Origin of the sequence: Curtobacterium phoenicis (assembly GCF_047238015.1) — a bacterium.
GTDB lineage: Bacteria > Actinomycetota > Actinomycetes > Actinomycetales > Microbacteriaceae > Curtobacterium.
Genome location: NZ_JBDFLZ010000002.1, coordinates 1,759,219 through 1,773,819 on the forward strand (window position 1 = coordinate 1,759,219; position 14,601 = coordinate 1,773,819).

12 protein-coding genes are annotated in these 14,601 nt (G+C 72.5%); 9 read left to right on the top strand and 3 right to left on the bottom strand.

Annotated features, from left to right (window positions below; genetic code table 11):
- The first annotated feature begins 19 nt into the window (after positions 1 to 19).
- Entirely contained in the window at positions 20 to 1,174 is a 1,155-nt protein-coding gene (locus ABC270_RS08630; RefSeq protein WP_412880407.1) for a hypothetical protein, read from the top strand.
- Positions 1,175 to 1,186: 12 nt separating this feature from the next.
- On the opposite strand, the gene ABC270_RS08635 is transcribed toward ABC270_RS08630, so the two are convergent.
- Complete coding sequence (locus tag ABC270_RS08635; protein ID WP_412880408.1) at positions 1,187 to 2,719, bottom strand: S1C family serine protease; 1,533 nt, start codon at positions 2,717 to 2,719, stop codon at positions 1,187 to 1,189.
- A gap of 175 nt (positions 2,720 to 2,894) precedes the next feature.
- Between ABC270_RS08635 and ABC270_RS08640 the strand changes: the two genes are divergently transcribed.
- The 5 genes from ABC270_RS08640 to ABC270_RS08660 all read left to right on the top strand — a co-directional run bounded on the left by ABC270_RS08640 (position 2,895) and on the right by ABC270_RS08660 (position 7,127).
- Positions 2,895 to 3,926 carry a FecCD family ABC transporter permease gene (locus ABC270_RS08640; RefSeq protein ID WP_412880409.1) on the top strand — a complete coding sequence of 344 codons (1,032 nt, stop codon included), beginning with the start codon at positions 2,895 to 2,897 and terminating at the stop codon, positions 3,924 to 3,926.
- Between the two features lie 5 nt (positions 3,927 to 3,931).
- The gene (locus ABC270_RS08645; RefSeq protein ID WP_412880410.1) at positions 3,932 to 4,933 is read left to right on the top strand and encodes a FecCD family ABC transporter permease; all 1,002 of its coding nucleotides are present in this window, start codon (positions 3,932 to 3,934) and stop codon (positions 4,931 to 4,933) included.
- A 307-nt stretch (positions 4,934 to 5,240) separates the two neighbouring features.
- Positions 5,241 to 5,651 carry an FHA domain-containing protein gene (locus ABC270_RS08650; RefSeq protein WP_242863018.1) on the top strand — a complete coding sequence of 137 codons (411 nt, stop codon included), beginning with the start codon at positions 5,241 to 5,243 and terminating at the stop codon, positions 5,649 to 5,651.
- Positions 5,651 to 6,355, top strand: coding sequence for a transcriptional regulator FtsR (ftsR, locus tag ABC270_RS08655; RefSeq protein WP_412880411.1), 705 nt, complete (start codon positions 5,651 to 5,653; stop codon positions 6,353 to 6,355). The genes ABC270_RS08650 and ftsR overlap by 1 nt, the downstream gene beginning before the upstream one ends.
- Positions 6,356 to 6,566: 211 nt before the next feature.
- Positions 6,567 to 7,127: a MerR family transcriptional regulator gene (locus tag ABC270_RS08660; protein WP_058725924.1), complete on the top strand. Its 561-nt coding sequence runs from the start codon at positions 6,567 to 6,569 to the stop codon at positions 7,125 to 7,127.
- Between the two features lie 331 nt (positions 7,128 to 7,458).
- Here the strand turns inward: ABC270_RS08660 and ABC270_RS08665 are convergent, their stop codons facing one another.
- A complete protein-coding gene (locus ABC270_RS08665; protein ID WP_027465232.1) occupies positions 7,459 to 8,271 on the bottom strand; it encodes a ParA family protein in 813 nt (270 codons plus the stop codon).
- Between the two features lie 60 nt (positions 8,272 to 8,331).
- Between ABC270_RS08665 and ABC270_RS08670 the strand changes: the two genes are divergently transcribed.
- From ABC270_RS08670 to ABC270_RS08680, 3 genes are all read left to right on the top strand, one after another.
- Positions 8,332 to 11,742, top strand: coding sequence for a pyruvate carboxylase (locus ABC270_RS08670; protein WP_412880412.1), 3,411 nt, complete (start codon positions 8,332 to 8,334; stop codon positions 11,740 to 11,742).
- A gap of 1 nt (position 11,743) precedes the next feature.
- On the top strand, positions 11,744 to 12,247 hold the full coding sequence (locus tag ABC270_RS08675; RefSeq protein WP_412880413.1) for a peptide deformylase: 504 nt from the start codon (positions 11,744 to 11,746) through the stop codon (positions 12,245 to 12,247).
- A gap of 110 nt (positions 12,248 to 12,357) precedes the next feature.
- Complete coding sequence (locus ABC270_RS08680; RefSeq protein ID WP_290132123.1) at positions 12,358 to 12,489, top strand: hypothetical protein; 132 nt, start codon at positions 12,358 to 12,360, stop codon at positions 12,487 to 12,489.
- 114 nt (positions 12,490 to 12,603) lie between these two features.
- Here ABC270_RS08680 and ABC270_RS08685 read toward each other — a convergent pair whose 3' ends face one another.
- Entirely contained in the window at positions 12,604 to 14,568 is a 1,965-nt protein-coding gene (locus tag ABC270_RS08685; RefSeq protein ID WP_412880414.1) for an AMP-dependent synthetase/ligase, read from the bottom strand.
- Between the last annotated feature and the right edge of the window lie 33 nt (positions 14,569 to 14,601).

The following is a 14,601-nucleotide window of genomic DNA, read 5'->3' on the forward strand; positions in this document are numbered from 1 at the left end:
CCCCCGTAGCCTCGGAGGCATGGCAGTCCCCGTCCCGCTCGGCACCGAGGACCGCACGGCACGCCTCACGCTCCGCCGGCCGGACGCCTGGCGCCGCGAGGACGCCCCGCAGGCCGACCTCCGGGTCGCCGGCGACGACGTGGTGCTCACCGTCCGCTCCCGCCCGAGCGACCGCACCATCGCCGAGGAGCACACGAGCCTCCTCGAGCGCCTCCCCGGTTCGGTCGACGGCCTGCTGCTCGTCGGCGTCGACGTCTGGACGACCGCCGCCGCTCCCGCACGGCTCGTGGAGTACGTCCGGCCCGACGAGGACGGCGCCGTCGCCGGAGCACACCTCGTGTTCGTCACCGGACGACACCGAGTCGACCTCACGATCGAGCGGCCGCTCGCCCGCATGCTCGCGACGGACGACCTCGTGTTCGCCGTGCTCGACACCGTCCGTGCGACCGAGCCGACCGAGGCACGCCCGCGTCGTGACCTCGAGACCCTCCCGGACGCTCACGCTGCCGCCGGACTCGACGGCCCACGACTCACCCCCGAGGCCGTCACGACCCTCCGGAGCCTCGCCGGACGACGCTGGAACCCCGGCCTCCTCCGCAGCCCCGCCGGCCGCGAGCTCATCGACGCCGGATTGGTCGGACGCCTCGGCACGCTGCCGGAGGCCACGCAGTCCCTCCTCGGCCCCTGGGCCGAGGACACCCAGCCGACCACCCTGGAACAGCGGCTGCCCGACAGCGGCGAGTCGCGCCTCCAGGCCTGGGGCGGCACCGTCGTCGACGGGACGGCCGAGCAGGTGGTCGCCGCCGTCCCGGCCGAGCAGGTGGTCGCGCTGATGGCCGGGAGGCTCGGTGTCCGCCCGGTGTGGACCTTCCCGTTCCGCACGGGTGCGGTCCGGGCAGACCTGGTGGCACGCCGCCTGGACGGCGGCGACACCGCTCCGGACCTGCCGTCGGACCTCGTCGAGGGCGACCCGCGCCTCGCGCGGTTCTGGGCAGCGCCCTGGACGGTCTCGCACCTGCGGCGACCGGGGGCGCAGCACCCCGTGACGATCGTCCACGCCGACGGGCACGGCTTCGCCCGGGTCGGGCGCACGGAAGCCGGAGCGACCACCTTCTCGGCGGACGCTCCGGCCAACGTGTTCCGGTCGGTGGTGCGGGCGGTGCTCGGGGCCTGAGCCCCGCGGCGGCTAGGCGGCCGGCCCGGCGGTCAGCGTGATCGTCACCGTGTGGGAGGTCCCGACGCTGTCCGTGTAGGTCACGGTCACCCGGTCACCGACGCTGTGCGCCTGGATCGCCTTCGTCAGCGCGTCCGAGGTCGACACGGCGGTGCCGTCGAGCGCCGTGATCACGTCACCGGCGCCGAGGCCCGCCTTCGCCGCGCCCGAACCCTCGACGGTCCCGGCCACCGCGACGCCGCCGGTCGTGGCGGTCCCGCTCACCTCGACACCGAGGAACGCGGGCAGCCCGATCGTGATCGTCGACGACGACTCACCCGCGAGGATCTGGTCCGCGATCGACTTCGCGGTCGAGATCGGGATCGCGAAGCCCGTGACGTCCGCCGAACCCGAGGACGCCGCGGTCGCCATGCCGACGACCTCGCCCTCGCTGTCGAGCACCGGGCCACCCGAGTCGCCGGAGACGATGTCCGCGGCGACCTGGATCATGCCCGTGAGGGACTCGGTGCCGGAGCCCGAGTCGCTCTGCACCTGGATGTCCTGGTCGGTCGCGGTGACGGTGCCCTCCGCGGCGACGAGGTTGCCCGTTCCCTCGGCGTTGCCGACGTCGGTGACCGAGTCGCCCGTCTTCGCGCCGCCGTCGTCGTCGAGCGTCACGGTCGACAGCCCGGACGCGTCCTCCAGCTTCAGCACCGCGACGTCGTGGGTGGCGTCCGTGCCGACGACGTCCGCCTTGTACTGCTTGCCGGTCGTCTCGTCGGTGACGACGATGCTCGTCGCGCCCTGCACGACGTGGTTGTTCGTCAGGACCGTGCCGTTCGAGCTGAGGATCATCCCCGTGCCGGCGGCCTGCGACGACTCGTCGTAGTTCAGCACCGTGTTGATCGTGACGACGCCCTTCTTCTGGGCGGCGGTCGCGGCGGAGGCGGCGGACTGCGTGCTCGTGCCGTCGCTGCCGTCGCTGGTGCCGGTGCCGTTGCCGTTGCCGGGCACCGTGAAGCCGTTCGTGCCGCTGCCGTCGGTGCTGCCGGCGCCGGAGCCGGGGAGCGTGGTGGTGCCCTGCGACTGGCTCGACGTCGTCGAGGTGTGCTGCGAGGAGAGCCCGAGGGCCGTCCCACCAGCGGCACCGAGGATCGCGAGCGCCGCGATGCCGGAACCGATCACCAGTCCGAGGCGTCGGGACCGCTTCGCCGGCGCGGCGCCGTACCCGCCGTGGTTCGCGGCAGCGGCGCCGGTCGCCCAGCCCTGTGCGTTCGACCAGCCGTGCCCGTTCGACCACGCCTGCCCGTTCGACCAGTGCTGCCCGTCGAGGGCGGGGCTGCCGACCAGGTACGGGCCGCGGCCGTCGTGCGTGTAGGCGTAGGGACCGGACCCGTCGGGTGCGTACAGGTACGGCCCGCTGCCGTCGAACGCGTAGGCCGGGCGGAGGGTCGACCGGTCGGCGTGCGGTGCCTCCCAGCCGCCCTGCGTGCGGGCGTCGGGGCCGTCGGTCGTCGCGCCGTTCGTCCCGTCAGGGGTGACGTCAGGGTTCGGGGTCTCGTTCATCGGTGCTCTCCGGTCGTCCTCGACGGCCCGGTCGGGCGTCGATGGATGCCAGTACAGGCCCGTTCCCCAAGGAGACCCTATGAACGAGCACTGCGCACGCTCACGACTGGCTCGGGGACCGCCGAACGCCCGGACGTCCGGCGCGGAGGCCTGCGCGTTAGGGTTGCTGCACCCCATGGCAGCTCCCGTCCTCGCTCCCGCGCCCAGCTCCGTCGGCCGGCTCGTCCGCGCCACCGCGCTGGCGGTCGTGGTCCTCGGGGTCGCGGTCGCGCTGTCCGTGGCGTTCGGTTCGCGGCCGATCCCGCTCGGGACCGTCCTCGACACCGTCCTGCACCCCGGACGCCGCGACGAGATCGGCCTCATCGTCCTCGGCAACCGCGTGCCCCGCACCGTCGTCGGGCTCCTCGCCGGCGCCGCCCTCGGGGTCGCCGGTGCCGTGATGCAGGGCGTCACCCGGAACCCGCTCGCCGACCCGAGCGTGCTCGGCATCAACTCCGGGGCGTCCCTCGCGGTGGTGACCGGGATCGCGGTGTTCGGCATCAGCGGCACCGGCGCGTACCTGCCGTTCGCGTTCGTCGGCGCCGGACTCGCGGCGCTGCTCGTCTACGGGATCGCCGCGGTCGCCCGGCGCGGGCTCTCACCGGTCGGGCTCGCCCTGTCCGGGGCAGTGGTGGCCGCGGCGCTGTCCTCGGTGACGACCGCGGTCCTCGTGACGAACCAGTCCCTGCTCGACCAGCTCCGGTTCTGGCAGGTCGGCGCGCTCGCCGGGAAGGACCTCGGCACCGCCGGGGTCATCGTCGTCCCGGTGCTCGTCGGCCTCGTCGTCGCGGTCGGCCTCGGTCGGTCGCTCAACACCCTCGCGCTCGGCGACGAGCTCGCGGCGTCGCTCGGGCAGCGGGTCGTGCTCGTCCGGGTCGTCGGCGGCGTCGTGACCGTGCTGCTCGCCGGCTCGGCCGTGGCCGCCGCCGGACCGATCGCGTTCGTCGGCCTCGCCGTCCCGCACGCCGTCCGACGCCTGACCGGACCCGACAACCGGTGGACGATCCTGCTCTCCGCGCTCGTCGCGCCTGCCCTCCTGCTCGCCGCCGACGTGATCGGTCGCGTCGTCGCGTACCCGGGGGAGCTGCAGGTCGGCATCGTCACGGCGCTCATCGGTGCGCCGGTGTTCATCGCGCTCGTCCGGTCCCGGGCGGTGCGGGGACTGTGACGGCCGTGGAGTCCCGGAACCGCCGGCTCGTCGGAGCACGCCGCGAGCTGCTCGTGCTCGGTGTGCTGCTCGTCGTGCTCGTCGCGCTCGTGCTCACCGGCCTCGGTGTCGGCGAGATCCCGCTGTCGCCCGTGCAGGTCGCCGCCGCGGCGTTCGGGCACGGGGACGCGATCGCGGACTTCGTGATCGGCCAGCTCCGCGGCCCCCGGGTGTTCGGCGCGGTGTTCGTCGGCGCCGCCCTCGGTGTCGCCGGAGCGATCGTGCAGAGCGTGGTGCGGAACCCGATCGCGAGCCCGGACGTCATCGGCATCACCTCGGGGGCGAGCGCCGCCGGCATCACCGCGATCGTGCTGTTCGGGGCGTCCGGCACCGTGCTGTTCGGCTCCGTGCTCCTCGGGGCCATCGTGGTGTCGCTCGTGGTCGCGGCGCTGTCCTGGCAGCGGGGGATCACCGGGAACCGGGTGGTCCTGGTCGGCATCGGCGTCGCCGCGATCTGCCTGGCGGTGACGGGCTGGATGCTGACCAGCGGCACCGTGACGCAGGCGGGCACCGCGCTCCTGTGGCTCTCGGGCAGCCTGAACGCCGTCGACCGGGACCTCGTCGGAGTGCTCGGCATCGCGTTCGTCGTGCTCATGGCGCTCGCGCTCGTGCAGTCGTCCCGTCTGACGGTGCTCGCCCTCGGTGACGAGGTCGCCTCGGCGCTCGGCCTCCGACCGGACCGTGCGAAGGTGCTGCTGCTCCTGACCGCCGTGGCGCTGACGGCCGGTGCCGTGGCCACCGCGGGTCCCGTGTCGTTCGTCGCACTCATGTCGGCGCCGATCGCGCGACGGGTCGTCGGCGGCGGACGCGTCGCACTCGCTCCCGCGGCCGCGGTCGGTGCGGTCGTGACGCTCGCGAGCGACCTCGTCGCCCAGTTCGCGATCCCGGGCACCGCCCTGCCCGTCGGCGTCGTCACCGGGGTCGTCGGGGCGCCGTACCTCCTCTGGCTGCTGGCCCGCGGCCGCTGACGTGCCCGGCCCGGCACGACGCTGCGCGCGCATGCCGTCGAACGGGAGGACCGGCGACGGCCGGGAGGCGCGGTGCCAGCCGGCACCGCGCCTCCCGGCCGTCTCGCTGCGCGTTTCGTGGACGTTCGCTGATCGCGCACTGCCGAGTTGTCCACAGCCCCGTTCTGGGCTCCCGCGGGGTCACCCGTTTCCGATACGCTGATGGGCCAAGAGAGGGAGGTCCACGATGTCCGATCCAGTGGTCCCGCAGCAGGGTCCGGCAGGCAGCGACGGTCGCACCCAGCAGCAGCGACTCGTCGACACCACGATGACCTTCAGTCTCGAGCAGGCGGCGGCCCTCACGCCCGAGTCCGGCATCTCGACGGAAGAGCGCGACGCCATCACGGCGCTGCCCTCTGGTTCGGCGCTGCTCGTCGTCCGCCGCGGTCCGAACGTGGGCGCGCGGTTCCTGCTCGACTCCGACGTCACGACGGCGGGTCGGCACCCCGACGCCGACATCTTCCTCGACGACGTCACGGTGTCCCGCAAGCACGCGCAGTTCCTCCGCCACGGCACGAGCTTCACGGTGAAGGACCTCGGTTCGCTCAACGGCACCTACTTCGACGGTGCGCGCATCGACGAGGCGCTGCTCACCGACGGCTCCGAGGTGCAGGTCGGCAAGTTCCGCCTCACCTTCTACGCCTCCCGGGTCGACCTGGCGCGCCTGGCGAACGCGTAGTGCCTGCGCGGTCCGCCGCGGCCCGGGCGGGGTCCGCGGCGCCGGAGCTGCTCACGATCGGGCAGGTCCTCGCTCGCCTGAAGCCGGAGTTCCCGGACCTCGCCTCCTCGAAGCTGCGGTTCCTCGAGGAACGCGACCTCGTGACACCGGTGCGCACGGCCAGCGGCTACCGCAAGTTCTCGCCGGCCGACGTCGAGCGGCTGCGGATCATCCTCGGGCTGCAGCGAGACCACTACCTCCCGCTCAAGGTCATCAAGGAGTACCTGGCCGACCTCGACGCCGGGCGCGAGCCGACGCTGCCGGGCGGGGGCGAGGCGCCGAAGCCCTCGATCCTCGGTCGTGAGCGGCGCTACACCCGTGACGAGACCGTCCGGGCGGCGGGAGCCACGCCGATGCTGCTGTCCGACGCCGTGTCGTCGTCGCTGCTCCCCGCGACGGACACCTACGGCGAGGACGCCGTCGCGGTGCTCAAGGCGCTCGTCGAACTGCAGCGGTCGGGGATCGAGCCGCGGCACCTGCGGACGTTCCGGGCCACCGCCGAGCGTGAGGTCGGCCTGATCGAGTCCGCGCTGATGCCGGTGTCGCGCCGCGGTGATGCCACGTCGAAGGCGAAGGCCACCGAGCTCGCGCGGGAGATCGCGGGGCACCTCGAGACCATCCGGTCGCAGCTCATCCGGTCGGCGATCGGTCGTCTCGACCCATGAGCGGCGTTCCGGGGGCGGCTCGTGCGGTCGAGGGCGGTGCGCCGGTGCCTGGCGGGTGTCGGAGGGCGGGGCGTATCCTCGACACGCCGGACGCGCCGGAGCGGATGTCCCGCGCGCGACGGCTCGGAGTCGCTACCGTGGACCTCGGAACAACTCTCAACCCGGCATTGAAGCTTCGGGTGGGGGCTCGATCGTCGTGGAAGGCAAGCGCATGAGTGGGACTGACACCCCCGGTACCGGGTCGGACATGACGCGGTACGACCTCGGGCTGCTCTTCACCGACGGCATGCCCGAGCACGACGAGCAGAACGGCTACCGCGGCACCGTCGCCGCTCGGGCAGCCGGCATCTCCTACCGACAGCTCGACTACTGGGCCCGCACCGAACTCGTGCAGCCCACCATCCGGGGCGCTGCCGGGTCCGGCTCGCAGCGGCTCTACGGCTTCCGTGACATCCTGGTGCTCAAGCTCGTGAAGCGACTCCTCGACACGGGCATCTCGCTGCAGCAGATCCGCACCGCGGTGAACCAGCTCCGGGAGTCTGGCGTGTCCGACCTCGCCCAGACCACCCTCATGTCGGACGGTGCCTCGGTCTACCTCTGCACCTCGGACGACGAGGTCATCGACCTGGTCTCCCGAGGCCAGGGCGTGTTCGGCATCGCCGTGGGCAAGGTCCTGCGCGAGGTCGAGTCCTCCCTCGTGGAGCTCGACGCCGCCCCCGCGGCCGACCCCGACGACGAGCTCGCTGCCCGCAGGGCCTCCCGCGCATCCTGAGCTGACCCGGCCGCGTGCCGCCTGATGGACGCAGCTCCCCGGGCCAGTTCCGTCGCGCGGCTTCCCGTCTGCTGATCGGCTCGGTCGCGAAACTCGTCGCACTCGACGCCCGGAAGCAACGGGGCGTGTGGCCAACGCGGACGTGAGCGGCATGTCGTGCGACCGCGCCTCGTGCCCTCAATCGGGCTGCAAGAGAGTCAGGCGAGGTTCCAAGACATGCCGCATGCGGGTCGTCGAGGTTCCACGGAAAGCCCTCGCGCGGCGCGAGATGCCGAAATTCTGGAACCTCGACGCCCCCCGCAGGGCCCCGCCCCGCCTACCCCGGCAGGACCTAGGCGGCGCCGCCCTCGGCGTAGGGGCCGATCTTGCCCGTGCGCATGATGCGCTCGAGCAGCTGGTCGAAGTTCTTCGCCATCTCCTGCGCCGACTCACCGGGCCACACGTGCAACGGCTTCGCCGCACCCTGCGCCTGCTGCAGCGACGTCCGCTCCGGCAGCTGCGGCGAGAGCACGAGCGGCCCGAACATGTCGCGGAGCTCCTTGATGCGGAACTGGTGCTCGAGCGACTGCACGCGGGCACGGTTCACGATGATGCCGAGCGGCTGGAGGCGGGGAGAGAGACCGCGACGGATCTCCTCGATCGCGCGGAGGGCACGGTCGGCAGCGGCGACGGAGAAGAGCCCGGGCTCGGTGACCACGGTGACCCGGTCGGACGCAGCCCAGGCGGTGCGGGTGAGGGCGTTCAGCGACGGCGCGCAGTCGATGAGGACGAGCTCGTAGTCCTGCTCGACGTTCGCCAGGGCCTCCTCGAGCTTCCAGATGTCGCGGATCGACGGGTGCGGGCCGTCGAAGTTGATGGCCGAGGGCGACCCGACCATGACGTCGATCTTGCCCTGGGAGCCCTTCGTCCACCCCGACGGCGCGATCGCCTGGCGGACGATCTTCTCCTTCGGGTTCTCGAGCACGTCGGCCACGTTGAGGTGCCCGGCGAGGTTGATGTCGAGCCCCGTCGACACGTCGGACTGCGGGTCGAGGTCCACCACCAGCGTGCGCAGTCCCTTGGCGAACGCGGCCGAGGTCAGGCCGAGCGTCACCGTCGTCTTGCCGACACCACCCTTGAGGGAGCTCACGCTGAGTACATGCACGGTGAGCAACGTTACCGCGACTAGGGTTGTCTCACCTCAACCCGGGCTGAAAGGGACCTCGTGTTCAGCAAGATCCTCGTGGCGAACCGTGGCGAGATCGCCATCCGTGCATTCCGCGCCGCGTACGAGTTGGGCGCCCGGACGGTGGCCGTCTACCCGTACGAGGACCGCAACTCCCTGCACCGGTTGAAGGCGGACGAGGCCTACCTGATCGGCGAGCCGGGCCACCCCGTGCGGGCCTACCTCGACGTCTCCGAGATCATCCGCGTCGCGCGGGAGTCCGGCGCCGACGCGATCTACCCGGGCTACGGCTTCCTGTCCGAGAACCCCGAGCTCGCCGCCGCGGCCGCCGCAGCCGGCATCACGTTCATCGGCCCCGGCGAGCACGTCCTCGAGATGGCCGGCAACAAGGTGACCGCGAAGGAGCACGCGATCGCGGCCGGTGTGCCCGTCCTCGCGAGCACCCCGGCGAGCCGCGACGTCGAGGAGCTCCTCGCCGGCGCCGACGCGATCGGCTTCCCGGTGTTCGCGAAGGCCGTCGCCGGCGGGGGCGGTCGCGGCATGCGCCGGGTCGAGACGAAGGCCGAGCTGCGCCCGGCGCTCGAGGAGGCCATGCGCGAGGCCGACAGCGCCTTCGGCGACCCGACGATGTTCCTCGAGCAGGCCGTCATCCGTCCGCGGCACATCGAGGTGCAGATCCTCGCCGACGCCACCGGTACCGACGAGGGCACGATCCACCTCTTCGAGCGCGACTGCTCCGTGCAGCGCCGCAACCAGAAGGTCGTCGAGATCGCCCCGGCGCCGAACCTCGACCCGTCGATCGCCGCAGCCCTCCACCGCGACGCCGTCGCGTTCGCGCGGTCGATCGGCTACGTCAACGCGGGCACCGTCGAGTTCCTGCTCGACACCGAGGGCGAGCGGGCCGGCCAGCACGTCTTCATCGAGATGAACCCGCGGATCCAGGTCGAGCACACGGTGACCGAGGAAGTGACCGACGTCGACCTCGTCCAGTCGCAGATGCGGATCGCCGCGGGGGAGACCCTCACCGACCTCGGGCTGTCGCAGGACACGGTGTCCGTGCACGGCGCGGCGCTGCAGACGCGCATCACCACGGAGGACCCGACGCAGGGCTTCCGCCCGGACACGGGGAAGATCACCACCTACCGCAGCCCGGGCGGCGCCGGCGTCCGGCTCGACGGCGGCACGATCGCGACCGGTGCCCAGATCAGCCCGCACTTCGACTCGATGCTGGCGAAGATGACCTGCCGCGGGCGCGACTTCCCGGCTGCGGTGTCCCGGGCGAAGCGCGCCCTCGCCGAGTTCCGGATCCGCGGCGTCAGCACGAACATCCCGTTCCTGCAGGCTGTGCTCGAGGACCCGGACTTCGACCGGGGCGACGTCTCGACGAAGTTCATCGAGGAGCGCCCGCAGCTCTTCGGCGGCCACGTGTCGAAGGACCGCGGCACCAAGATCGTGAACTGGCTCGCCGACGTCACGGTGAACAAGCCGAACGGCGAGCGGCGCCCGCAGACCGTCGAGCCGAGCGAGAAGCTCCCCGCGGTCGACCTGTCCGTCGCGCCTCCGCCCGGGCAGCGCGACAAGCTCCTGGAGCTCGGTCCGGCCGCGTGGGCACGCGCACTCCGCGCACAGACCGCCCTCGCCGTCACCGAGACGACCATGCGCGATGCACACCAGTCCCTCCTGGCCACCCGCGTCCGCACCAAGGACCTCGTCGCGGTCGCACCGCACGTCGCCCGACTGACCCCGCAGCTGCTGTCCGTCGAGGCCTGGGGCGGCGCCACCTACGACGTCGCGCTCCGGTTCCTCGGCGAGGACCCCTGGGAGCGCCTCACGGCGCTGCGTGCGGCGATGCCGAACATCCCGATCCAGATGCTGCTGCGCGGCCGGAACACGGTCGGCTACACGCCGTACCCGACGGAGGTCACCGACGCGTTCGTGGCCGAGGCCGCCGCGAGCGGCGTCGACGTGTTCCGGATCTTCGACGCACTCAACGACGTCAGCCAGTTGCGACCCGCCCTGGAGGCCGTGCTCGCCACCGGCACGTCGGTCGCCGAGGCAGCGCTCTGCTACTCCGGCGACCTCCTCGACCCCGCGGAGGACCTCTACACGCTCGACTACTACCTCCGCCTCGCGGAGCAGATGGTCGAGGCCGGCGCGCACGTCATCGGCATCAAGGACATGGCCGGGCTGCTCCGCGCCGGCGCGGCCGAGCGGCTCGTCAGCGCCCTGCGGGAGCGCTTCGACCAGCCGGTGCACGTCCACACGCACGACACCGCCGGCGGTCAGCTCGCGACGCTCCTCGCCGCGGCGCGCGCGGGCGCCGACGCCGTCGACGTCGCCGCCGCCCCGATGGCCGGCACCACGAGCCAGCCGAGCATGTCCGCCCTCGTCGCCGCCCTCGCGCACACCGAACGCGACACCGGCCTCGACCTCGCAGCGGTCGGCGACCTCGAGCCGTACTGGGAGGCCGTCCGCCGCGCGTACGCCCCGTTCGAGTCGGGTCTGCCCGGTCCGACCGGACGCGTGTACCAGCACGAGATCCCGGGTGGTCAGCTGTCGAACCTCCGGCAGCAGGCGATCGCGCTCGGCCTCGGCGACCGCTTCGAGCAGGTCGAGGACTGGTACGCGGCGGCGAACCGCATCCTGGGCCGCCCGACCAAGGTAACGCCGTCGTCGAAGGTCGTCGGTGACCTCGCACTCCAGCTCGCCGCGGTCGACGCCGACCCTGAGCACTTCGAGCAGCACCCCGAGCAGTACGACATCCCCGACTCCGTCATCGGCTTCATGGCCGGCGAGCTCGGCGACCTGCCCGGCGGCTGGCCGGAACCGTTCCGTTCGAAGGTCCTCGCCGGTCGCGACGTCCGCATCGAGGTCACGCCCGTGCCCGACGCCGAGCGCGCGCACCTCGACCGCCCGGGCCCGGAGCGGCAGCAGGCCCTGAACCGCCTGCTCTTCCCGCAGCCGACGCGGCAGTTCGAGGCCGTCCGGCAGCAGTACGGCGACCTCTCGGTCGTGCCGACGGTCGACTACCTCTACGGACTCCGTCCCGGGCAGGAGCACACGGTGCCGCTCGGGAAGGGCGTCGACCTCTTCGTCGGGCTCGAGGCCATCGGTGCGGCCGACGAGCGCGGGTTCCGCACGGTCATGGCGACCCTCAACGGGCAACTCCGCCCGGTGTCGGTCCGAGACCGCTCGATCGAGGTCGAGACGAAGGCCGCCGAGAAGGCCGACCCGTCCGACCCGAAGCACGTCGCCGCGCCGTTCTCCGGCGTCGTGACGCTCAAGGTCGCCGTCGGTGACGTCGTCGCAGCCGGTCAGGCCGTGGCGAGCATCGAGGCGATGAAGATGGAAGCGGCCATCACGGCGCCCGTGGCGGGCACCGTCGGCCGTCTCGCGATCCCGGCGACGCAACAGGTCGACGCCGGCGACCTCCTGGTGGTGCTGCAGTAACGTGACCGTCCGTCCCATCCGCCTCTTCGGCGACCCCGTCCTCCGATCCCCGTCCGACCCGATCCGCCCCGAGGCGCTGGGTTCCCAGGGCGTCCGGGACCTCGTGCAGGACCTCATCGACACCGTCAAGGAGCCCGGCCGCGCCGGGGTCGCCGCGCCGCAGATCGGCGTCGCACTGCGGGCGTTCTCGTACAACGTCGACGGCGAGGTCGGGTACGTCCTCAACCCCGAGGTCGTCGAGGTCTCCGGCGAGCCCGAGCTCATGGACGAGGGCTGCCTCTCCGTGCCCGGACTCGGCTACCCGACGAGGCGGTACCCGCACGCGAAGGTCCGGGGCGTGGACGTCGACGGGAACGAGGTCGTGCTCGAGGGCGACGGGCTCATGGCGGAGGCCCTGCAGCACGAGGTCGACCACCTCGACGGCACCGTCTACGTGATGACGCTCGACCCGGAGATCCGCCGTCAGGCCCTCCGCGACATCCGCGCGCAGGAGTGGTTCCACTGAGTCGACGGGTGACACCCCCACGGGGGATTGTCGTCTTGTCCTGACGAGGAGGTACCGTACCGTCGTCGGCTTCCCACCGACGACGTATCCCACACCCCCAGGACAGCATCATGGCCGCTCAGGACAACGAGCTCAGCTCGCACCGCACCCGCACCAACCTCCGACCGCAGACGGTCGCCTCGACGACGTCGTCGACGGCCGTGCTCGACGCACCCAGCACGGAGCAGCCCGCGCAGGGCTGAGCGCAGGAGGGCGCGTCGCGCCCCGCGCACACCGCAACCGCCGGGAGGCCCGGTGCCGGTCCCAGGGACCGGCACCGGGCCTCCCGGCGGTTGCGTCAGTGCTGTCGCGTCCCGTCAGCCGCGTCGGCGACGGCTGGTCACCACCGGCGTGGCGGTGGTCTGCACCTTCGAGCCCGAGTAGATGTGCTCGATGTCCGCGGCGAAGTCCCGCATGATGACCGGACGCTTGATCGTCAGCTTCGGGGTGAGGTGCCCGGACGCCTCCGTGAGGTCGGTGTCGAGGATCGTGAACGACCGGATCGACTCCGCACGCGACACCCGCTGGTTCGCGGTGTCCACGGCCTCCTGCACGGCCTGGTGCACCCGCTCGTCGTAGGCCGCCTCGTGCGGGTCCAGCACGGGGGAGATGCCCCGGGCCTCGCACCAGCCGGGGAGCATGTCACGGTCGAGTGTCACGAGCGCGGCGACGAACGGCTTGCCCTCGCCGACGACGATCGCCTGCCCGACGAGCGGGTGTTCGCGGATGCCGTCCTCGAGCGGGGCCGGGGCGACGTTCTTGCCGCTCGCGGTGACGATGAGCTCCTTGGCCCGACCGGTCACCGTGAGCACGCCGTCGGCGTCGAGGCGGCCGAGGTCGCCCGTCCGGAACCAGCCGTCGACGAACGCCTTCTCGGTCGCCTCGTCGTTCCGCCAGTAGCGGTCGAACACGTCGACGCCGCGGATGAGGATCTCGCCGTCGTCGGCGATGCGGACCTCGACCCCGGGGAGCGCCCGTCCGACGGTGCCGATCCGGAGTTCCGCGGCTCGGTTCACCGTGGCCGGCGCCGTGGTCTCGGTGAGGCCGTAGCCCTCGAGGATGTGGACGCCGATCGAGCGGAAGAAGTGGGACAGCCGCGGGGAGAGGGGAGCCGAGCCGCTGACGGCGTACCGGACACGGCCGCCGATGGCGTCCCGGAGCTTGGCGTAGACGAGCTTGTCGAACAGTGCGAACCGCAGGCGGAGCCCGAGCGGCGCCCTGCCCGTGGTCAGCGCTTCCGAGTGCGCGACCGCCGTGGCCGCCGCCGCGCGGAAGATCCGGCCCTTGCCACCGAGGTCGGCCTTCTGCTCGGCCGAGTTGTAGATCTTCTCGAACACCCGGGGGACGGCGAGGAGGAACGTCGGCTTGAAGGTCGACACGGCCTTCATGAGGTCCTTCGTGTCCGGCTCGTGGCCCACCAGCACGCCGGCGGAGAGCGACATCGCCGCGATGAACCGCGCGAAGACGTGGGCCATGGGGATGAAGAGCAGCGTGGACGACCCCTCGGCGATGACCTCGGGCATGGCCTCGGACGCGCCCTCGACCGTTCCGGTGAAGTTGTCGTGCCGGAGCACGCAGCCCTTCGGCCGACCGGTGGTGCCCGACGTGTAGATGATCGTCGCGTCGTCGTGCCCGTGCACGTCGGCCGTCCGGGCGTCGAGCTCCGCGTCGCTGACGTCCTCGCCGAGCCGTGCCAGGTCGTCGAGACCGCCGCCGTCCATCGTCCAGTGCTGCCCGAGGTGGGGCAGGTCCGGCGCGATGCCCGCGACCCGGCGCGCGTGCTGCTCCTGCTCGACGACGATCGCGACGGCCTCGGAGTCCGAGAGGATCCAGCGGATCTGGTCGGGGGAGCTCGTCTCGTACACGGGGACCGAGACGAGTCCGGCGGTCCACACCGCGAAGTCGACCAGGGTCCACTCGAGGCGTGTGCGGGAGAGGATCGCGACGTGCGCGCCCGGCTCGAGGCCCGCGGCGACGAAGCCCTTCGCGATGGCACGGACGCGGGCGAGCGTCTCGGCCGCGGTGATGGGCGTCCAGGTGTCGCCTTGCCGCTGCGCGAGGATCGGCCGGTCGGGCGTGAGCCGCGCACGCTCGGTGAGGAGGCGGGCTGCCGAGCCGTGGTCGGGCGCGACAGGACCGGCGCCGGGATGCGAGGCGTGCCTCCCGGACGGCGTGGCGTCCGCCGGGGCCGCGGCAGACCGCGTGGTGGGCTCGGTGCCGGTCGCGGCGGCGTCCTGTTCGGCGGCGGCACTGGTGAGGCGCTCGGGTCGCTGATCGTTCACGGTGACTCCCTCGTCGGCCGGTTCGATTCGAGT